The 18,749-nt window shown below is 70.8% G+C and carries 14 protein-coding genes and 2 pseudogenes; 6 read left to right on the plus strand and 10 right to left on the minus strand.

What is annotated here, in order from left to right; translation table 11 throughout:
* The first annotated feature begins 92 nt into the window (after positions 1-92).
* A pseudogene (locus ABT009_RS30870) lies at positions 93-843 on the plus strand (MBL fold metallo-hydrolase).
* Between the two features lie 44 nt (positions 844-887).
* On the opposite strand, the gene ABT009_RS30875 reads toward ABT009_RS30870, so the two are convergent.
* Entirely contained in the window at positions 888-1,763 is an 876-nt protein-coding gene (locus tag ABT009_RS30875) for a putative protein N(5)-glutamine methyltransferase (RefSeq protein WP_351302209.1), read from the minus strand.
* Between the two features lie 252 nt (positions 1,764-2,015).
* Between ABT009_RS30875 and abmR the strand changes: the two genes are divergently transcribed.
* The 3 genes from abmR (at position 2,016) to ABT009_RS30890 (ending at position 4,915) form a co-directional block, all read left to right on the plus strand.
* Positions 2,016-2,630 (plus strand): ATP-binding transcription factor AbmR, encoded by a 615-nt coding sequence (gene abmR / locus ABT009_RS30880; RefSeq protein WP_351302212.1) that lies wholly within the window; start codon positions 2,016-2,018, stop codon positions 2,628-2,630.
* Between the two features lie 205 nt (positions 2,631-2,835).
* Positions 2,836-4,254: a serine/threonine-protein kinase gene (locus tag ABT009_RS30885; protein ID WP_351302215.1), complete on the plus strand. Its 1,419-nt coding sequence runs from the start codon at positions 2,836-2,838 to the stop codon at positions 4,252-4,254.
* A gap of 130 nt (positions 4,255-4,384) precedes the next feature.
* Positions 4,385-4,915 (plus strand): hypothetical protein, encoded by a 531-nt coding sequence (locus tag ABT009_RS30890; protein ID WP_351302218.1) that lies wholly within the window; start codon positions 4,385-4,387, stop codon positions 4,913-4,915.
* A gap of 93 nt (positions 4,916-5,008) precedes the next feature.
* Here the strand turns inward: ABT009_RS30890 and ABT009_RS30895 are convergent, their stop codons facing one another.
* The 4 genes from ABT009_RS30895 to ABT009_RS30910 all read right to left on the minus strand — a co-directional run bounded on the left by ABT009_RS30895 (position 5,009) and on the right by ABT009_RS30910 (position 11,210).
* Positions 5,009-6,820 (minus strand): S8 family peptidase, encoded by a 1,812-nt coding sequence (locus tag ABT009_RS30895; protein WP_351302220.1) that lies wholly within the window; start codon positions 6,818-6,820, stop codon positions 5,009-5,011.
* Positions 6,821-7,621: 801 nt separating this feature from the next.
* Positions 7,622-8,965, minus strand: a complete 1,344-nt coding sequence (locus tag ABT009_RS30900) for an NAD(P)/FAD-dependent oxidoreductase (protein WP_351302222.1) — start codon at positions 8,963-8,965, stop codon at positions 7,622-7,624.
* 83 nt (positions 8,966-9,048) lie between these two features.
* Entirely contained in the window at positions 9,049-9,792 is a 744-nt protein-coding gene (locus ABT009_RS30905; protein WP_351302225.1) for a hypothetical protein, read from the minus strand.
* 362 nt (positions 9,793-10,154) lie between these two features.
* A complete protein-coding gene (locus ABT009_RS30910; RefSeq protein ID WP_351302226.1) occupies positions 10,155-11,210 on the minus strand; it encodes a glycoside hydrolase family 5 protein in 1,056 nt (351 codons plus the stop codon).
* Positions 11,211-11,881: 671 nt separating this feature from the next.
* Between ABT009_RS30910 and ABT009_RS30915 the strand changes: the two genes are divergently transcribed.
* The gene (locus ABT009_RS30915; protein WP_502989992.1) at positions 11,882-12,973 is read left to right on the plus strand and encodes a LacI family DNA-binding transcriptional regulator; all 1,092 of its coding nucleotides are present in this window, start codon (positions 11,882-11,884) and stop codon (positions 12,971-12,973) included.
* A 211-nt stretch (positions 12,974-13,184) separates the two neighbouring features.
* On the opposite strand, the pseudogene ABT009_RS30920 reads toward ABT009_RS30915, so the two are convergent.
* The 5 genes and pseudogenes from ABT009_RS30920 to ABT009_RS30940 form a co-directional block, all read right to left on the minus strand.
* A pseudogene (locus ABT009_RS30920) lies at positions 13,185-13,310 on the minus strand (IS5 family transposase); the annotation flags it as partial.
* A 339-nt stretch (positions 13,311-13,649) separates the two neighbouring features.
* Entirely contained in the window at positions 13,650-14,057 is a 408-nt protein-coding gene (gene msrB, locus ABT009_RS30925) for a peptide-methionine (R)-S-oxide reductase MsrB (protein ID WP_351302229.1), read from the minus strand.
* A gap of 22 nt (positions 14,058-14,079) precedes the next feature.
* Positions 14,080-15,468 (minus strand): UDP-N-acetylmuramate--L-alanine ligase, encoded by a 1,389-nt coding sequence (murC, locus tag ABT009_RS30930; protein ID WP_351302232.1) that lies wholly within the window; start codon positions 15,466-15,468, stop codon positions 14,080-14,082.
* A 592-nt stretch (positions 15,469-16,060) separates the two neighbouring features.
* Complete coding sequence (locus ABT009_RS30935) at positions 16,061-16,534, minus strand: indole-3-glycerol phosphate synthase (RefSeq protein WP_351302235.1); 474 nt, start codon at positions 16,532-16,534, stop codon at positions 16,061-16,063.
* Between the two features lie 130 nt (positions 16,535-16,664).
* On the minus strand, positions 16,665-17,564 hold the full coding sequence (locus tag ABT009_RS30940) for a pyrimidine reductase family protein (protein ID WP_502989997.1): 900 nt from the start codon (positions 17,562-17,564) through the stop codon (positions 16,665-16,667).
* Between ABT009_RS30940 and zapE the strand changes: the two genes are divergently transcribed.
* Positions 17,527-18,624, plus strand: a complete 1,098-nt coding sequence (zapE, locus tag ABT009_RS30945) for a cell division protein ZapE (protein ID WP_351302241.1) — start codon at positions 17,527-17,529, stop codon at positions 18,622-18,624. The genes ABT009_RS30940 and zapE overlap by 38 nt on opposite strands.
* The last annotated feature ends 125 nt before the right edge of the window (positions 18,625-18,749 follow it).

An 18,749-nucleotide genomic window follows, 5' to 3' on the forward strand; every position in this document is an offset into this window, starting at 1 on the left:
GTGGGCACCGCGTACGGGGAAGAGGGCGCCGACCTGTACGGACGGACATGAACTACCGTAACTCCTGTCACAGTTCGACATTCGGGATGGTCATGCGCGAAGACGCCCTCGTCCAGGTCGCCACCGGCGTGCATCTGGTCCACGGCTCCAACACGAACTGGATCGTCCTGACCGAGGGCGACGCCGTCACCCTGGTGGACACCGGGTACCCGGGAGACCGCGTGCAGCTGCTCGAGTCGGTTGCGGCGCTCGGCCACGCGCCCGAGGCGGTGACGGCCGTGCTCATCACGCATGCGCACAACGACCACATCGGTTCGGCGGAGTACCTCAGCCGCACCTTCGGCACACCCGTTCTCCTGCACGAGGCCGAGGTGCCGCACGCCCGCCGCGAGTTCCTGCACCAGGTGTCGGTCGGCCAGGTCCTGCTGAACGCGTGGCGGCCGGGTGTGCTCCCCTTGGGCGGTGCACGCACTGCGCTCGGGCGGCACCGCCAAGGTCCCCGTCGCCGACCCGCAGGCCTTTCCCGCGCAGGGCCCGCTCGATCTGCCGGGCCGTCCGGTCCCCGTCCACACCCCCGGCCATACGGCGGGCCACTGCGCGTACCACCTCCCTGACGCCGGAATTCTGATCTCCGGGGACGCCCTGGTCAGCGGGCATCCCACGGCACGCGCGCGTGGACCCCAGCTGCTGCCGGCCATGTTCGACACCGAGCGCCGACGCGCCCTCGCGTCGCTCGACGTCATGGAGCCCCTCGCGGCCGACGTCCTGCTGCCGGGCCACGGCCCGGTGCACCACGGTCCGGTGGCCGAGGCGGCGCACCACGCACGGGAGCTCGCTTCCTGATCAGCGCGTACGAGCACGCCGCCTGACCGCGGCCGACCGTTTCCTTACCTGTCCTGCTGCTCGCCCTCGCCCGACCCGTCGCGCAGGGCGTGCCTCGTTCCGATGACGACGGTGGCGTACAGCTCCTCGGAGGCGACGACCTGCGGCGTCAGCCCGCAACCGGTGAAGGTTTCGCACACGGACCGTGCCTGGTGTTCGGTCGTCTCGACCAGCAGATGACCGCCCGGCGCCAACCACAGAGCCGCTTGCGCGGCCACCCGCCGCAGGACGTCGAGCCCGTCAGCGCCGCCGTCCAGCGCGACGCGCGCCTCATGGACACGGGCCTCGGCGGGCAGCAGCCCGATCTCGTCCGTCGGTACGTAGGGCAGGTTGGCGAGCAGGATGTCGACGCGGCCCCGCAGGGCGGCGGGCAGTGGTTCGTAGAGGTCGCCCTCGTAGACCCGGCCGCCGAGGGTGGCGACATTGCGGCGGGCGCACCGCACCGCGGCCGGATCGATGTCGGCTGCGTGCAGCTCGACGCGCTCATGGGACGCGGCCACCGCGGCGCCCAGCGCCCCCGAGCCGCAGCCCAGATCGACGACGACGGCGCCTGGGAAGGCACGGCCGGCGGCCTGCCGTACGAGGAACTCGGTGCGGCGGCGGGGCACGAAGACGCCGGGGTCCACGGCGATCCGCAGGCCGTGGAACTCGGCCCAGCCGACGACGTGTTCGAGGGGAAGTCCGGCGACCCGCCGGTCGACCATCGCGGCGAGTTCGTCGGGTGTCCGCGCCGCGGAGACGAGCACCTGCGCCTCCTCCTCGGCGAAGACGCAGCCCGCGGCGCGCAGCGTGGTGACGACGGTGGAGAGGGAGGTGAGGTCGGAGAAGGCGGAGATGGAGGTGACGTCGGAGAAGGGGGGAAGGGGCGGCGAGGCCGACATGAGAGCCTTTCGAGATACCGAAGGGCGCTCTCGAGCTCGCCTACGCCTGAGCGACCGTGCGGACACGAGTTGAGAGCACCCAGCCTGCTGCAGCGGTAATGGGTCTCACCTCCTCGGTCGTCTTCCGGTGCTGCTTCCTCCAGTGCTGGAGACGGCACACAGTACCTGAGCAGGAACCCTCGGAAGCAACCCCTTTAAGGCCCTTTAGGCCAACCCCTTGCGGTCCGTCTGCATCGGCGTAACGTTGATTACATGATTACAGCCGATCAGCGTGAGAAGCTACGCGGCTGGTTCGCCGGCCGCCTGCCGGAAGATCTCTTCGAGAGCCTGCTGGACGTGACAGCGGACCGCGAGGAGATCACCGTCATCGGACGCATCCCCGAACCCCGGCTGCCCGAGGACGTCTCGGACGCCGAGCGGGAGGCGGCCGTCCAGGGCCGTATCCAGGAGTTTCGTGAACGCACCCGCGAGGACCGCGTCGCCGTGGCCCGCGAGGCCGAGCACGGCTTCGGCCGGAAGGTCTCGTGGGGGGTGGAGTGCGGCGGGGAGCGCGCCCTGTTCACGCATGTCGCCGCGCCGGTGATGACCCGGCTGCGGCAGCCCGAACGCCAGGTCCTCGACACCCTGATCGCCGGCGGCGTGGCCCGCAGCCGCAGCGACGCGCTCGCCTGGTGCGTACGCCTGGTCCAGCAGCACACGGACGACTGGCTGAGGGAGCTGCGCGAGTCGCTGGAACACGTTCAGCGTGTGCGCGCCCAGGGGCCGGACGCGCAGCCGCGGGCGAGCAAGGAGTCAGGTCCGGAGGAGGGCTCGACGCAGGGTCCGGCGGAGGGTCCGGAGGAGGGCAAGTCCGACACGACGGGATGACTCGGTGACGGCGGCGTGACCCGGGCACCGCGTCATGCCACGCCCGTCCCGGAATGGCTGGTGAGACGGGGTGGTGGCGTGCGTGACCGGCACCGGCCGCCGGTAAGCTGAGGCGGCTGCGGCTCCCCCAACTCCCACGTCCGTGGGCGAAATGCGTTCCGTGGCCGTCCAGTTGGCTGCTGTCCGGAACGAGGTTGGTGCGCAAGTGCTGGTGGCGGATCGATACCGGTTGCACTCCCCCATCGGCCGGGGTGGCATGGGCGAGGTGTGGCGCGCCACCGACGAGGTGCTCGGCCGGGCCGTCGCCGTGAAACTGCTGCTGAACCAGGAGCCGGACCCGTCGGCGACCGCCCGCTTCCGGCTGGAGGCGCAGACCTCGGCGCGGCTGAGCCATCCGCATGTGGTGGGCGTCTTCGACTTCGGTGCCTGGGACGGGCGTTTCTACCTCGTCATGGAGCTCGTCGAGGGCGGCAGCCTCGCCCAGGAGACCGCGGGCAGGGCCCGCCTCGACCCGGAGCGGGTCGCCGCCATCGCCGCGGAGGCCGCAGCGGGGCTGGCCGCGGCGCACCGCGAGGGCGTGGTGCACCGGGACATCAAGCCCGGCAATCTGCTGCTCGCCACCGACGGCACGGTGAAACTGGGCGACTTCGGCATCGCCCGGTTCCTCGACGACCCGGCTGCCGCGCTCACCAGCACCGGGCAGATCGTGGGTACCGGCCTCTACCTCGCCCCGGAGCGCGCCCTCGGGCAGCAGGCGGGCCCGGCCTCCGACGTCTACTCGCTGGGCTGCGTCCTGTACCAACTGCTTGCCGGGCAACCCCCGTTCGCCGCGGACACCGCCACCGGCCTGCTCTACCAGCACGTCGACACCCCGCCGGTGCCGCCGGGGCAGCTGGGGGTCGCCGTCCCGCCCGCCTTCGAGAACTATCTGCTGGGGCTGCTCGCCAAGCGGCCCGAGGACCGGCCGTCGGCGCAGCAGGTCGCAGACTGGTTCCGGGCGGACGCATGGCGCGGGCGGCCGGAACCGCTGCCTGCGGCGGCGCCCGCGTCCGGGGGGGCGCCCTCGTATACGGCGACTCCCACGTTCGGGGCGACGGCGCCCACGTATGCAGCGACAACGCCCGCGTCCGGGGCGACACCGCCCCATGCGCCTCGCCCCGGTGCCGGGCCTGCACGAGCCCGGCACACCGCCTCGTACAGCTCACCCACCACTGGGGGTACCTCCCATGCCCTTAAGGCAATGGGAGAGGGCCGGTCCGCCCATGCACGGCAGCGTCCCCCGGCGCGGAGCGGCAGCAGTCTGCGCGCCCTGGCGGGGCGCCGGCCGAGGGTGACAGGCCTCGTCGCGGGCGTCGCGCTCTTCGTTGCTTCCCTGCTGATCGGCATGGCCTGGTTCGCGCCCGACGGCAGCTCCGACGAGCAGCCGACGGCCGACCCGGGGGCCACGACGGACGCCGGTACGAGCTCCGCGTCTCCCACCTCCGCCCCCAGCAGCCCGGCCGCTACGGAACCGGTCGTCGGACAGACACCGGAGTCCGCCTCACCAGTCGTCACCGAAGCGCCGCCCACGGCGGACGATAAGCAGAAGGGGCACAAGGAGGGCCAGGACGAGGAGGAGAACTGAGGCGGCACGGCCGGCGCCCGGCGCCGCGGGTCCGTGACCCGTTCGGGGGGATCCGGCGGTCCGACCGGCGGGGATGGTTCCCACCAACCCGTACGGACACCCCCGCCCGCGACGCCGGAGGTCCACCGCCATGCACGACAGCACCCTCCGTCTCTCCGGCCGGCGTCTGCGCGGGCTGTTCGCGCAGCCCAACGTGGTTTTCGGAGGTGTGTACGGGGCGGTGCTGGCGAGTTCCCTGGCCGCCGCGCTGACCGAGTACGGGGAGACGTCCCGCGCCGACCGCCTGTACGACTCCGCATGGCTGCTGTTCACCGCGTGCGCCTCGGCCCTGGCCCACGGCTATGCGCACATCATCGCCCGGCGCGGTGAGCGGCCCGCCCGTCTCAGCGCCCGGGCCGCGCTGCGCGTACTCGCGGAGGAGTGGCCCCTGGTCGTGGCCACGCTGCCCACGGTGCTGATGCTGTTCGGCGCGGGCCAGGGATGGTGGGAGTCCAAGGAGATCGAGTACATCGCGTTCGGGTTCAACATCCTGCTGCTCTTCACCTGGGGCCTGTTCACGATGCGCGCCGCGGGACGGACCTGGCGCTCATCCCTGGTGATCGCCTGCGTCGATGCGCTGCTCGGCGTGATCGTCGTGATCGCCAACGCGCTGATCCATTAAACGGTGGATGCCGTGCAGGAGGGCCGGGGCCGGCCGGCGCATGTTCCGCGCCTGCCGGCCCCGGCCCGATTCAGTGGACGCCTGGAGCAGCGATCAGAAGGTCAGCTTCCAGCTGTTGATCGTGCCCGTGTCCTGGGCCGCCACGTCCTGGACGCGCAGCTTCCACGTGCCGTTGGCGGTCTCGCTGGAGGCGTCGACGGTGTACGTGGTGGTGACGTTGTCCGCGGAATCGGAACTGCTGGAGGACTTCAGACGGTACGTCGAGCCGTCCGGGGCGACCAGGTCGATCACGAGGTCACCGCGGTAGGTGTGGGTGATGTCCACGCCGACCTGCAGGGCCGAGGGGGCGTTGCCCGTGCGGCCGCTGACGGCGATCGGGGACTCGACCGCCGACCCGGCGTCCGGGATGGCGACGGCCGTGGTGCTCGTGTAGGTGGTGCCACTCGATCCGCCGGAGCCGCTCACGGCCTGGACCGTCTTGGTCGCGTCCGCGAGACCCGCGCCGCAGCCGCCCGAGCAGGTTCCGGGCAGGGCACGCGCGTTGGTCTTGATCGCCGACTCGATCTGGGCCGGGGTCAGCGAGGAGTTGGCGGACTTCATCAGCGCGGCGAGGCCCGCGATGTGGGGGGCGGCCATGCTGGTGCCCTGGTAGTACTCGTAGCTCTCGGTGGACGGGCCCTGCGCGCCGCTGTTCAGCGTGGAGAGGATGCCGTTGGCGGTGCCGGTGCTGGTCTGGCCGCCGGGGGCCGCGATGTCGACGACCGAGCCGTAGTTGGAGTACGAGGCCCTGGAGCCGCTGCGGTTGGTGGCGGCGACGCTGATGACGTTGTTGCAGCTCGCCGGCGAGTAGTTGGCGGCGTTGGCGTTGCTGTTGCCCGCCGCGACGACGACCGTGGTGCCGCGGCTGACGGCCGCGTTGATGGCGCTCTGGGTCGCGGAGGTGCAGGAACCGCTGCCGCCGAGGCTCATGTTGATGACCTTGGCGACGTTGGTGTTGGCGGGGACGCCCGAGACCGTACCGCCCGAGGCCCAGGTGATGGCGTCGATGATGTCGGAGTCGTAGCCGCCGCACTTGCCGAGGACGCGCAGCGGGGAGATCTTCGCGTTGTACGCGATGCCCGCGACGCCCTTGCTGTTGTTGGTGACGGCGGCGATGGTGCCCGCGACGTGCGTGCCGTGCCAGGAGGAGTCGCTGGAGCCGGTGCCCGCACCGCATTCGTCGGTCGCGTACCAGTCGCCGGGGTCGGCCGGGTTGCTGTCGCGTCCGTTGCCGTCGACGGAGACGGCGGTGTCGGAGATGAAGTCGTAGCCGGCGACGATGTTGGCGGCCAGGTCGGAGTGCGTCACGTAGCCGGTGTCGATGACGGCGACCGTGACGCCGCTGCCCGTGGCGGTGGACCAGGCGCCCGGCACGCGCATGCCGGCGGTGGCCTCGAACAGGTCCCACTGCTTGCTGTACTCGGTGTCGTTCGGGTCCGCCATCGGCTTGTTGAGCCGGTCGGGCACGACGTAGGCGACCTGCGGGTCCGCCCCGTACTCGGCGATGACGTCGGCGACCTCGGTCTTGCTGAGCTTGTCGCCCAGGTCGACCAGTGCGGCCCCGGTGCCGAGGCGGCGCCGGAAGTCCAGGTCCTCGCCGGCCTCGCGGCCCTTGGCCTCGGCGTCGGCGGACGCGGCCGAGTTCGACTTGGCCTCGGCGGCGGTCGACTTGTAGCCGACGATCAGCCGCTCGGCCGGAACAGCGGTGGAGGGGGCCGGGGCGGCGGCCTCGGCGGAGGGCGTCCCGGCGGCGGCCGGGCCCGCCAGGGCGACGGCGGTGGCGGTGCCGGACAGCAGGGTCGCGGAGATCGCGGCGACGGATATCAGCTTCCGTCTCGCGGCACGCGAAGGACGTGGAGTGCGCAAGGGATTGCCTTTCGTGGCCGGCTCCGGGCAGCGCGGAGGGGCGGTCGATTCGCCTCGTCGTCGAAGCGGAGGGGGGTCAAATCGAGCAGGGCGCGAAGGCCGGCCTGGCGCGAGCCACCGTCAAGGGGTTACCTGTGGGTCAGCTGTGACCGAACGATAGACAGAGCGCGGGGGCGCCGGATACGGGGGAAACCCTCGATCCTGGGGCGGGAACTCCCTCCGGAGCCAAGGACGTTCAAGGGGAACATGCCGTTTCATCGGCTTAAGTCGTGCTTGCGCAAGCACGTCGGCACAGACCGGCACACGGCGCCGCGGTGCGGACCCGCGTCCGGCGTCCGGCGTCCGGCGTCCGGCGTCCGGCGTCCGGCGTCCGGCGTCCGGCGTCCGGCGTCAAGGGCGCGTACAGCGGCCGGTGACCCCGCCTTGCCCGTCCGGCTCGCACGTGTACAACGGTTCTCGTCCCTCGCTCATTGACCAGTCGGTGACCTGGGCGGGGTGACGGTCGGCACTCATCGGCATTCTGGCCCGTGACCACCTCGATGCTCATCAGGCGGCACACGGCCGGCACACCCGAGACCTGTCCTCGGGAGGCCACGTCGCTGTGGCTCGTCGCGGCCCCGAAGTCTCTCGCGATACGCCACGGAACAGCGACCCACTCGCCCAGCCTGCCGAAAGGCTATGGATCAGCCGGGTCGGTGGCATCCGTAGAACTACGCAACGGGTTACCGAGCGGCGGGCCGTGCCCGTCCGGACCGCTTTACGCGTAAAAACGCCCACTGGCCGGACAGGCACGGCGTACCGTCAGGGGCCGGTGACCTGCCGGGAATTGCCGCCGAGCGGCGGGCGCGGTACCGGTGCCGGGAGGCCGAACAGGCGCGCGTGCACGGCGGAGGCGATGAGCGCCGGATAGAACAGGCCGGCCGGTGAGCCCACGAGATGGTAGATGCCGTCCAGGGTGCGCTGGGCGCGCAGATCGCCGTGTACGGCGAGCCGGTCGAGTTCGTGTGACCAGCGGCCGAACAGCGCGTCGATCCGGGACCGGCCCGTTCCGCTGCCGGTGTATCGGAGATCCTCACCGGTCGCGATGGACCAGGGCAGGTCGGCTGCCCGGGCGAGCCTGCGCATCAGCCGCCGTTCCGAACCGGGCGGCAGACCGGAGGCCAGGGCCCTGCGCAACAGGAGCGCCTGGCACGCGGCCACGGTGATGCCCTGCCCGTAGACCGGGTTGAACGCGCAGGAGGCGTCGCCGACCGCGAGGAGGCCGGTGGGCCAGTTCTTCATGCGGTCGTAGTGGTGGCGCACGTTGCCGGTCCGTCGGTGGACGGCGATGTCGCCGACCGGCCGAGCGCTCCTGGCGAAGTCGGCGAGCGCGGGGTCGCGCAGCCGGCCGAGGAAGGCGTCGAAACCCTCGGCGTCGCGCGGCGGCCGCCGGTCCCCCGCCCCGACGGCGGCGACCACCCAGCGGCCGCCCTCCACGGGAAGGGCCACACCGCCGCACGGGGAGTGCGGGGACAGCAGCATGAGGACGCCCGCGACCCGGCCGAGGTGGTCGGCGGGCGCGGAATAGACCCGGCTCGCGTAGCCCACCCTGGCGTCGACGATGGTCGTGGCCACCTCGCCGTACCCGGACCGGGCCAGCCAGATCGGCAGCCGGGAGGCGCGGCCTGACGCGTCCACCACGAGGTCCGCCGTCAGCGGCGCGTCGCCGGAGCAGTCGACCAGCCAGCCGGTGCCCCCGGCGGGGCGCCGCAGTCCCGAGACCCGTGCGCCACCGTGCAGTTGCACTCCGGCTAGCGCCGCCACTCGCTGCCTCACCAGGTGTTCGACCAGCGGCCGGGTCGCCGAGACCAGCTCGAAGGCCGGCGTGCCGAACGGCGCCCAGCCCTGCTCGCCGAGCCAGGCGAGGTCACCGGTGTTCAGTGGTACGCCGCCCGCCTCGACGAGCTCCCGCCGCAGACCCGGCAGCAGTGTCTCGATCGCGCTCAGCCCGCGGTACAGCAGGACGTGCGGCTGATGACCCTGCGGGACGCCGGGCCGGGGCCCGGGGCCGCCGTTGAGTGCGTCCCGTTCGAGCAGGGTCACCGTCCACCCGGCGCTGCCGAGTGCAGCGGCCGTGAGCAGCCCCGCGAGGCCCGCCCCGACCACGACGGCATGCCCGACCGTTGCACTGCCGCGCCCCTTTGTGTCTTTGTTCCTCCGACTCCGCGAGCTTCCGAAATCACCCATCACTACACCAGCACGAAGAGCAGCCGGCGCATCAGCCGCAGCCAGGAAAGAGGCAGGATCCGCCATAGCGGAGCACCTGCCGACAGTGGTATATGTCCGCGGAGAATGGCCCCGTGATCGAGCGACGATTCGTGCGGGAAATAGTCCGGCTTGCAGGCCTCGATGCTCTTGAAGCCCTTGTTGTAGTAATAGCGGAGCTGCGGGTCCCGCGGAAGATTGTGACGCTTCTCATGTAGATATGCGTCAACCGGCACATCTGAATGGGCCCTTTTCCAGGCACGCAGCCCCGGCATGGGTGATCCGAGGTAGATGTCACGCCAGCCGCTCTTAAGGGCGTAGGGCCAGAAGAACTCGAAGATGGCCGTGACCGCGTCGGCGTCGATACTGCTGAGGCTGATGCCGAACAAGGACCGGGTTTCCGCCGGGACCGGACGCTCCACTCGTGCACAGTCGGCCCAGGTCTTCGCCGCCCGCAGCCGCTCCGGCGTGATCGGCTTCATGAACAGCGAGGCCAGCGCCTCGCCTGTGTCCAGCGCGAAGGCGCCGATGCCCAGCTGCGGATACGCCTCGATGCGGGCCGCCAGCTCGTCGCCGTCTGCGGCCTGCTCCTGATTCCATTTCGTCTGTTCGAGCGCCATCAGCCACTCGACGTCGTCCGACCGCAAGAAGCGGACTTCGACAGAACCGCCAGGCGAATTCGGCCACTGCGGGTCACGCGGTTTCGATGTCCGAACCGGGCTGGTCATGAATTGCCTCTCTCAGCACGACGGGAGGTTCCCGTCCGCTGAGGAGGATTGCACCCGCTCAGGGGGTCAAGAATCGTTGCGCGCGTTTGGTCATCCGACGTTCATCGGGAGATAACCACTTCGCGGACTACGCATCTCCGTTACGTAGTTCTACGGATTCTCAGAAAACGGGCCGTGCGGCATGATTGCCCGGACCGAAATTTCCGGCGTCAGGCGTCAGGCATCAGGCGTCATCCCGCGAAAACATGGGGTGCGGCTGACCGCGGTGCGCGAGCACCGCGGTCAGCCGTCCGAACTGATCGTCAGCAGGGTGGGGCGTCAAGCGCATTCGATTGCCTGTCGGCAGTTGCGCCGAAGACCGGTCAGGGTCGAACGGGCTTGCCGCGCCCCCAGCCCCAGGCGAGCCGGTCGGCTCCGGACTGGTTGGTGGTGGCCAGCCAGGGCCGGTCGGGGTCGCCGATCAGGGTCTGCATCGTGTAGGTGTCGTCGGTGCGCAGGCCGGGCCAGTAGACGGACCCCATCTTGAGCTCGCGGAAGGTGTCGGTGACGGCCTGGATGAAGTTGATGTAGTTCTCGGAGGGAGCCGGCTTGTTGTAGTTGAGGCCGGTGGTCATCGGGGCGCCGAACTCGTCGGCGACGGTCCGGTTGGCACAGTCACCGATGCGCTCCTTGAGGTCGGCCACCCACTGGTCGTAGGTGGCGTACCCCTTCCAGAACCCGTAGTGGTGCAGCGACAGGTAGGTGCCGTCGAGGCGCGGGTCGGCGCAGACGGAGGTGACGTGGTCGTTGTAGCCGGCGCCGCTGACGAACACCCGGTTGCGCGGGACCGACGGGTACGTGGCCAGCCACTGCGCGGCGATGTCGGCCCACTCGGTGTCCGTGTAGCCGTGGGGCTCGTTCATCGGCTCGAAGTAGACCCGAGAGTTGTCCTTGTACGCCTTGACCACGGTGTCCCACATGGGCCAGAAGGTGGCAGGATCGTCGATGAATCCGTCCCTGCGGGCGCCCGCACCCTCCCAGTAGGAGACGATGACCTTGAAGCCCTGGGCCGACGCCGCGTCGATGACCCCGCGGTAGGACTGCCAGTAAGAGCCGTTGACGGTGTACGGGTTGATGGGCAGCCGGACGGTGTTGGCGCCGAGGTTCGCGCGGAATGCCGAGATCACCCGACTCGCCTTGGCATACGTCTGAGCGTAGCTGTCGGAGATCGACAGACCGGACAGCACGACAGCGTCGTCGGCGAAGTTGTCGCGGGGATCGGCCCAGTTCACGCCCCTGAACTGGGTGGTGTCTCCGCTCGGCGCGGCGGAGGCGGGGCTGCCGGCGATGGTTGTGCCGCTGATCGCGGCGATCGCGACCGCCACGAAGGCGGCACGCAGCCGGGGGGTGAGGCGGGTTCTGGCGGGGGTCTTGCGCATCAGCTTGCCCTTTCAGGAGATGGCGGCTCGACGCATGGGGAAATGTGCGTCTGGAGGAGCGGTCGTCGGGAGGTTGCCGGGCCGGAGGGGTGGTGTCGCTCGCCGTCGGTGGGCCCGGTGATGACCGGTGGTGTACCAGTGCCCCCAACGCTTGACGTGAGGGAGTACGGGGTACGGTCCTGCGGCCCGCGCGGGCGGGAAATCGGGGATTCTTCGGCTATGCGGTGGCCGCGGGGAGGGCGCCGCCGTCGACGCGTGTCTGCACGTCGGCGTCGCCGTTGGCGTACTCAGGGAAGGTGTAAGGCGAGGTTCTTATTGGCGCCGGCCTCCGGGATGGCCGACGAGCTTCCGTCGTCGAACTGCCGCCCGATCACGATCGCCGTCTCGAGGGCGACGGCCTCCAGGCGCTGTGCATCCTCGCCTGCGGTGCTTGGACCACCGTTCCGCTCCTCCCTGCTCCACCGACCGCGATGTCGTGTTTACGTAAACACGCTGGGAAACAAGGCGGGCCGGAACTTGAGCCGGGCTGCTCCCGTGGCGATGTTTACGTAAACTCGAGGGCGTCGGAATCGTGGCACCCGCCCCAGCGATCGTCAAGGTTTCCCACACGTAACATCCGTTGCGTTGCGTGGCGGAGTCCCGGGGGCGAGGGAAGCGGGAGTGGTGGAGCGATGGACTTGAACGACCGGGAGCAGCGGGTTTCCGCACCCGCGGGCGGTGCGCAGCGGGGCGGCTCGGGCGTGCCCGGCGGGCGGCGCAAGCAGCGCGTCTCCATGGCCGATGTCGCCAAGCTCGCGGGCGTCTCGTCCCAAACGGTCTCGCGGGTCTCCAACGGTCATGCCGGGGTGATCAGTTCGACACGGGAGCAGGTGCTCTCAGCGATGCGGGAACTGGGCTACCGGCCCAACAGCGCCGCACGCGCCCTGCGGTACGGCCAGTTCAACACCATCGGCGTGATCCTCTTCAGCCTGTCCTCGACGGGCAACAGCCGCACCGTGGAGGCGATCGCCACGCACGCCGCAGCCGAGGGATACGCGATCACCCTGATCCCCATCGACGTCCCGACCCAGGACAACGTACTGGGGGCCTTCACCCGGATGGGCGAGCTGGCCGTCGACGCCGTCATCGTCATCATGGAGATCCATCTGCTCGACACCGGCACGGTGCAACTGCCGCCCGGCGTACACGTCGTCGTCGTGGACTCCGACGCCGGGGACCGCTACAGCGTGGTCGACACCGACCAGGCCGACGGTGCCCGGAAAGCCGTCAGGCACCTGCTCGACCTGGGCCACAGGACCGTCTGGCATGTGACCGGTCCCCAGACGTCCTTCGCCGGCCAGCGCCGGACCCAGGCCTGGCGCGCCGCCTTGGAGGAGGCCGGACGCCCGGTGCCGCCGCCCCTGCACGGCGACTGGTCGGCCGAGTCCGGGTATGCGGCCGGCCTCGCGCTCGTCGAGGAATCCGACTGCACCGCCGTGTTCGCCTCCAACGACCAGATGGCCCTGGGTCTGCTGCGCGCCTTCCACGAACACGGCCTCTCCGTCCCCGGAGACATCAGCGTCGTCGGCTTCGACGACATCCCCGACGCCGCCCACTTCGTCCCGCCCCTCACCACCGTCCACCAGGACTTCGCCGAGGTGGGCCGCCGCTGCGTCCAGGGCGTCCTCCGGCAGATCCGCACCAACGGTGGCTCCCGACCTGGGACCGACCTCGTCCCTACCAGTCTGGTGATCAGGCACAGCACCGCAGCGCCATCAAGCTGACATGCGGGCAGCGCGTGCTCTCAGAGGACTCCCGTCGTTTCGTCCTCGGGTTTTCCTTTCATCCCCGGGTTTTCCTTTCGCCCCCGTGATGTCGGGTCGCGACAGGGACGTCCGTCGGTATGCCCAACGCGAGCCAGGGCGCGAGCGCGGCGAAGAAAGCCATGGGGGCACAAGCGGAGCATCGTCTCTGACCCGCTCGACCTGCTGCCGGGCGCCGCTGCACCCCTGCGCGGTCGATATGCAGGATCGCGTCCATGATCGTGCGAAGGTCGTGCACACGCGGACGGCCGATGTCCAGGCCGCGACCGCGGCGCTCGGTCCGCCAGTCGGCCAAAGTAAGCACGATCGACCTCGGTCCGCCAGTCGGCCAAAATGGGCACGATCGACTCGCCTCGACGAAATCCGCAGCCGGACGTGCCCCCATCCGACTGGCGATCCGTCAGCTTGCCGAGCACCGATCCAGCAAAGGCACCCGGCAATCGACAATGACGAGGCGTCAGGAAATCCAGCACGGATACAGCACCGGGCACGGTGACCCGGCCGACCCACCGGATGGGACGGACCCCGTGCGACCTACTCGTTTGTCAGATCGCTGCATCGATGCCACGGCGGGCACCAAACGTTGAAGCGGAACCCGACGGCTTCGCGAGTCGATGGATTCGCAGGGGCGCCCCCCTCACGCCTCGTCCGGGACCAATCGCAGCGAGATCGAGTTGATGCAGTACCGCTGATCGGTCGGAGTGGGATAGCCCTCCCCCTCGAAGACGTGCCCGAGGTGGGAGCCGCACCGGGCGCACCGCACCTCCGTGCGCACCATCCCATGCGACCGGTCCTCGATGAGTTCGACCGCGTCGGTGTCCTTCGGGTCGAAGAAGGACGGCCAGCCGCAGTGCGACTCGAACTTCGTGTCAGAGGTGAAGAGCTCGGCGCCGCAGGCGCGGCACGAGTAGACGCCCTTCGTCCTGGAGTCGGTGTACTCGCCCGTGAAGGCGGGCTCCGTGCCGGCCTGGCGCAGCACCGCGTACTCCGCCGGGCTCAGCTCCGCCCGCCACTGCTCGTCCGGCTTGTCGACGTCGTACGACATGAAGCTCAGCCCCTCACTCCGGCTACTTCGACAGGTTGTCCAGGATCTGCGGGCCGAGGTCCGTCACGTCGCCCGCGCCCATGGTGAGAACGAGATCACCGGGCTTGGCCATTCCCGCGACGACCGCCGGCGCCGCGGCCTTGTCGTGCACGGCCTGGACGTCCGCGCCTGCCGCCCGCGCCGCGTCGATGATCAGGGCGCTGGTGACGCCCGGGATCGGGTCCTCGCGGGCCGGGTAGATGTCCAGGACCACCGAGGCGTCGGCAAGGGCCAGCGCCTCGCCCATCTCCGTGCCGAGCTCCTGCGTACGGGAGAAGAGGTGCGGCTGGAAGAGGACCAGGATGCGGGATTCCCCGGCTGCGGAGCGCATCGCCTCGAGGTCGGCGGTCATCTCGGTCGGGTGGTGCGCGTAGGAGTCGATGACCTGCACGCCCGCGGCTTCGCCCTTGAGCTGGAGGCGGCGCTTGACGCCGGTGTAGGAGGCGAGGGCGGGAGCGAGATCGGCCGCCGGGACACCGAGGGCGGCGCCCGCGGCCAGCGCCGCGACGGCGTTGGACGCGTAGTGGCGGCCGGGCACTGAGACCGTGAAGGTCAGCTCGGCACCGTCCAGCAGCACCGTGACCTCGCTCTTCAGCCCCTGGGCGACGACGGAGAGGATCCGGACGTCGGCGTCCTCGGCCTCGCCGTACGTCACCACCTTGACGCGGTCCCCGATCCGCCGGGTCAGCTCGCGCGCGCCGTCGTGGTCCGCGGAGATGACCAGCGTCCCGCCAGGGACGATCTTCCCGGCGAACGTCTCGAAGGACTCGTAGATCTCGTCCATGGACGCGTAGTTGGCGTGGTGGTCCAGCTCCACGTTCAGCACGATCGCGACCTCGGGCGCGTACTTGTGGAAGCTGCGGTCGCTCTCGTCCGCCTCGGCGACGAAGATCTCGCCGGTGCCGTGCTGGGCGTTCGAGCCGGGTGCGTCCAGGTCGCCGCCGATCGCGTACGACGGGTTCAGACCGAGCGAGGTGAGGGACACCGCCAGCATCGACGTCGTCGTGGTCTTGCCGTGCGTACCGGCAACCGCGATCGGACGCAGGCCGTCCATCAGCGAGGCCAGGGCGTCCGAGCGGTGGACGACCGGGATGCCGAGCTCGGCGGCGCGGGCCAGCTCGGGGTTGTCGGCGCGGATCGCGGACGAGACGACGACGCAGGTGGCGTCGTCCGCGAGGTGCGCCGCGTCGTGGCCGATGTACACCGTGGCGCCGAGCGCGCGCAGCGCGTCCGCCGTCGCGGACTCCTTCGCGTCACTGCCCGCGACCTTGGCGCCGCGCTGGGTGAGGACCTTCGCGATCCCCGACATTCCGGCGCCGCCGATGCCGATGAAGTGCGGTCGGTCCATGGCGGTGGGAAGGCCGGGTGCCATGCGTGTGTCTCCCAGGTGACGAGTGGTACGGCTGGTTTTGGCAAGTTATACGGCTGGGGCCGCGGCCGGCGAAACGACGCCGGGCGGGGACCCAGCCTATGCCCTTGCGGGTGGCCCTCAGGGCCCCGGCTGGCCGTCACGGTTCCCGGGCCGCGCCCGAACTCCTGGGCACCGGAGCGAGCAGGGGCACCCGCCGTCGTGGGTTGTGCCCACCCTCCCAGCTACCGCTGGGAGGTGCCCCCAGCCCTGCGGAACGCCTGCCCACAACGGGAGCGGCCACTGTCGGCAGTCGCGCTCCTGCCCAAGGGGACGTGGCGGGATGTGCGCCCGCAGCTGCTGGCGCAAAGCTACGGCCTCCTTCGACAACATACGGCTCGGCGCCAGACCGAGGACGTACATCCCGGCGCGGCCCCGACCCTGCCGCCGGCAGGTGGCGCACAGCCCACCCCGGCCGGAAGCCGCGCACACGGCTCGACCCACCCACCGGCAGATGGCGACCCCCGCACGACGGCCCGCACCCCGCAAGCCGCCGCAACCCACAGAAAAGCCCCCGTCCCCGCAGGGGGACAACTCCCGCCAAACCCCCGTACCCCTACGCCTTCCTGTGCGAGAACAGCTTCAGCACCGGCACCCCCACCTTGTGCCGCGCCCGCGACGCCCAGTCGCGGTGGAAGAACTCCTCCACGTAGTGGGGGTCGGTCAGCACGATGACCTCGTCGGCGTTCGTCTCCGCGACGAGCATCTTGAGGGCGTCGAGCGGGTGGTCCGCGACCAGCCGCCCCTCCGCGGCGCAGCCCGAGGCGCGCAGGGCCGCCAGGGAGACCTCGAGGGCCTGCTCGCCGACGGCCGCCGCATCCCTGCCCTCGGGAGTCTCGTGCTCGTGGGCGGCCTCGTCGAGCTCGCCCATCGCGATGTCGTCGATGGCGCGCAGCAGGCGGTCCGCCTGGTCGCCGCGCGGCTGCAGCAGTACGTGGAAGGAAGCCCCCTCGTCACCGTGCAAGGTGGTGATGAACTCCACGTCGGCGGATGTCAGGGCCTTCTCGATCATCAATACGCTCTTGAACACGACAGGAGCCCTCTCCTCCATGGGCCGCGAAGTGCCCCTTCGGAAACCATCCCGCCCCGCCTCTGCACGGGGTCTTCAAGATTCAGTCTGCCTGGCGAAGACAGAGCGGAACGAGTAATTCCGCGGTGTGTCAATTACGACGGTAGCGAGCAAAGAGGAACCCAGTGTCCTCCAACAGGGAGGCCAAGGCGAATCGTTTCAGCACATCCACTTCCGGCCCTCCGACAATGCGCTGTGCCGCCCCCGCGGCCAGCATCGGGGACAGCGTCAGACAGAGCTCGTCAAGGGCGTCCGCGGCCACGAACTGGCCGAGCAGGCGCGGTCCGCCCTCCGTCAGCAGGCGCCTCAAGCCGCGGTCCGCGAGGGCCCGTACGATCCGGGCCGGCTCGGCGCCCGCTCCCTCGCCGGCGATGACCACCTCGACGCCCGCCTTCTCCGCGGCCCGCAGTCGCGCCGGGGGCGCGCCCGCACCGGTCACCAGGAGGGTGGGGACGAGCGGCTCGGTGAAGAGGGGGAGGGTGAAGTCCAGCTCCAGGCCGGCGCTGACGACCGCGATGGCGGGCGCCTGCCCCTGCCCCGCCGCGGCCCGGCGGGCGGCGAATGCCTCACGCGCGCGTGCGGGCCGATAACCCTCCAGACGGACTGTCTCCGCGCCCACGACCACGGCGTCCGCGAGCCCGCGCAGCGTGCCGAAGATCCGCATGTCGGTCTCGCAGGAGATGGGCTGCGAGCGGCCCTCGTGCTGGGCGGCTCCGTCGAGCGTCGAGACCATGTTGGCGCGCAGCCACACGTCCCGGTCGGCCGGGTACGCGTACGCCTCGGCGAGCTCCTCCAGCCCCCACTCGCGGTCGGCGGCCTCCGGGGAACCCGTACGGTCCGCCGTGGAACCCGTACGGTCCGCGGTGGAGCCGGTACGGTCTGCTGTTTCGTCGGTCACAGGGAACAGGCGTCGCATGTCGATCAGTCTTCCACGGCCCCTAAAGTGGGGAAGCGTGTCGTCCTCCACTGCCGCCCGCGGGCACAGCCCGATAACCGAAGCGGCCCCGCTGTCCCTGTGCGCCCGTGAGCCGCACGTCCCCGCGGACCGGCTCGTCGCCGAGATGGTGCCGCCGCCGCGCTTCGATTCCGTGCGCTTCGATACGTACATTCCGGACCCGAACCAGTCCAGCCAGCACGAGGCGGTGCAGGTCCTGAGCGGCTTCGCGGCCGGGCTCGGCGGGGCGCACGCCTCCGGGAGCGGCAGGCGCCGGTGGTTCGGCGGACGGGCGAAGCCCGCCGTGCCGTCCGGTCCGCGCGGTGTGTATCTCGACGGCGGGTACGGCGTCGGCAAGACACATCTGCTGGCCTCGCTCTGGCATGCCGCGCCGGCCGCGCGCGAGCAGAAGGCGTTCGGCACGTTCGTGGAGCTGACCAATCTGGTCGGTGCGCTCGGCTTCCAGCAGACCGTGCAGACGCTGAGCGGCCACAGCCTGCTCTGCATCGACGAGTTCGAGCTGGACGACCCGGGCGACACGGTGCTGGTGTCCACGCTGCTCGGCAAGCTGGTCGACGCGGGCGTGGCGCTCGCCGCGACGTCGAACACGCTGCCCGGCAAGCTGGGCGAGGGCCGGTTCGCGGCCGCCGACTTCCTCCGCGAGATACAGGGCCTGTCCGCGCACTTCCGGGCGCTGCGGATCGACGGCGAGGACTACCGCCACCGCGGCCTTCCCGAGGCGCCCGCGCCGTTCTCGGACGACCAGGTGACGCGGGCGGCGTATGCCACGCCGGACGCCTCGCTGGACGACTTCCCGCATCTGCTGGACCACCTCGCGCGCGTGCACCCCAGCCGGTACGGCGCGCTGACGGACGGTTTGAAGGCGGTCTGCCTCACGGACGTCCAGCCGGTTCCCGACCAGTCGACGGCGCTGCGCCTCGTCGTACTCGCCGACCGACTGTACGACCGCGAGGTCCCGGTCCTGGCCTCCGGCCTGCCCTTCGACAAGCTCTTCAGCGAGGAGATGCTGCGCGGCGGCTACCGGAAGAAGTATTTCCGGGCGATCTCGCGGCTGACCGCACTGGCGAGGGACGCGAAGGGGCTGGTCGGCGAGTAGCCGGGGCGCGGTCCGGGCGCCGCCGACGCCGCGAGGCCCGCGGGACGGCAGGACCGGAGGACTGCGGGGCTCCGAGGGCGCGGCGCCCGCGAGGCCGCGTACCGGCTGGTCCGCGGCCCGCGCGC

Origin of the sequence: Streptomyces sp. NPDC002896 (assembly GCF_040295225.1) — a bacterium.
In the GTDB taxonomy this organism is placed as follows: domain Bacteria; phylum Actinomycetota; class Actinomycetes; order Streptomycetales; family Streptomycetaceae; genus Streptomyces.

Coding starts and splice junctions, on each gene's coding strand:
- ABT009_RS30875 (WP_351302209.1), bottom strand. CDS start 1,763: ATGTCGGCCTCGCCGCCCCTTCCCCCCTTCTCCGACGTCACCTCCATC.
- abmR (WP_351302212.1), top strand. CDS start 2,016: ATGATTACAGCCGATCAGCGTGAGAAGCTACGCGGCTGGTTCGCCGGC.
- ABT009_RS30890 (WP_351302218.1), top strand. CDS start 4,385: ATGCACGACAGCACCCTCCGTCTCTCCGGCCGGCGTCTGCGCGGGCTG.
- ABT009_RS30905 (WP_351302225.1), bottom strand. CDS start 9,792: ATGACCAGCCCGGTTCGGACATCGAAACCGCGTGACCCGCAGTGGCCG.
- ABT009_RS30910 (WP_351302226.1), bottom strand. CDS start 11,210: ATGCGCAAGACCCCCGCCAGAACCCGCCTCACCCCCCGGCTGCGTGCC.
- ABT009_RS30915 (WP_502989992.1), top strand. CDS start 11,882: ATGGACTTGAACGACCGGGAGCAGCGGGTTTCCGCACCCGCGGGCGGT.
- msrB (WP_351302229.1), bottom strand. CDS start 14,057: ATGTCGTACGACGTCGACAAGCCGGACGAGCAGTGGCGGGCGGAGCTG.
- murC (WP_351302232.1), bottom strand. CDS start 15,468: ATGGCACCCGGCCTTCCCACCGCCATGGACCGACCGCACTTCATCGGC.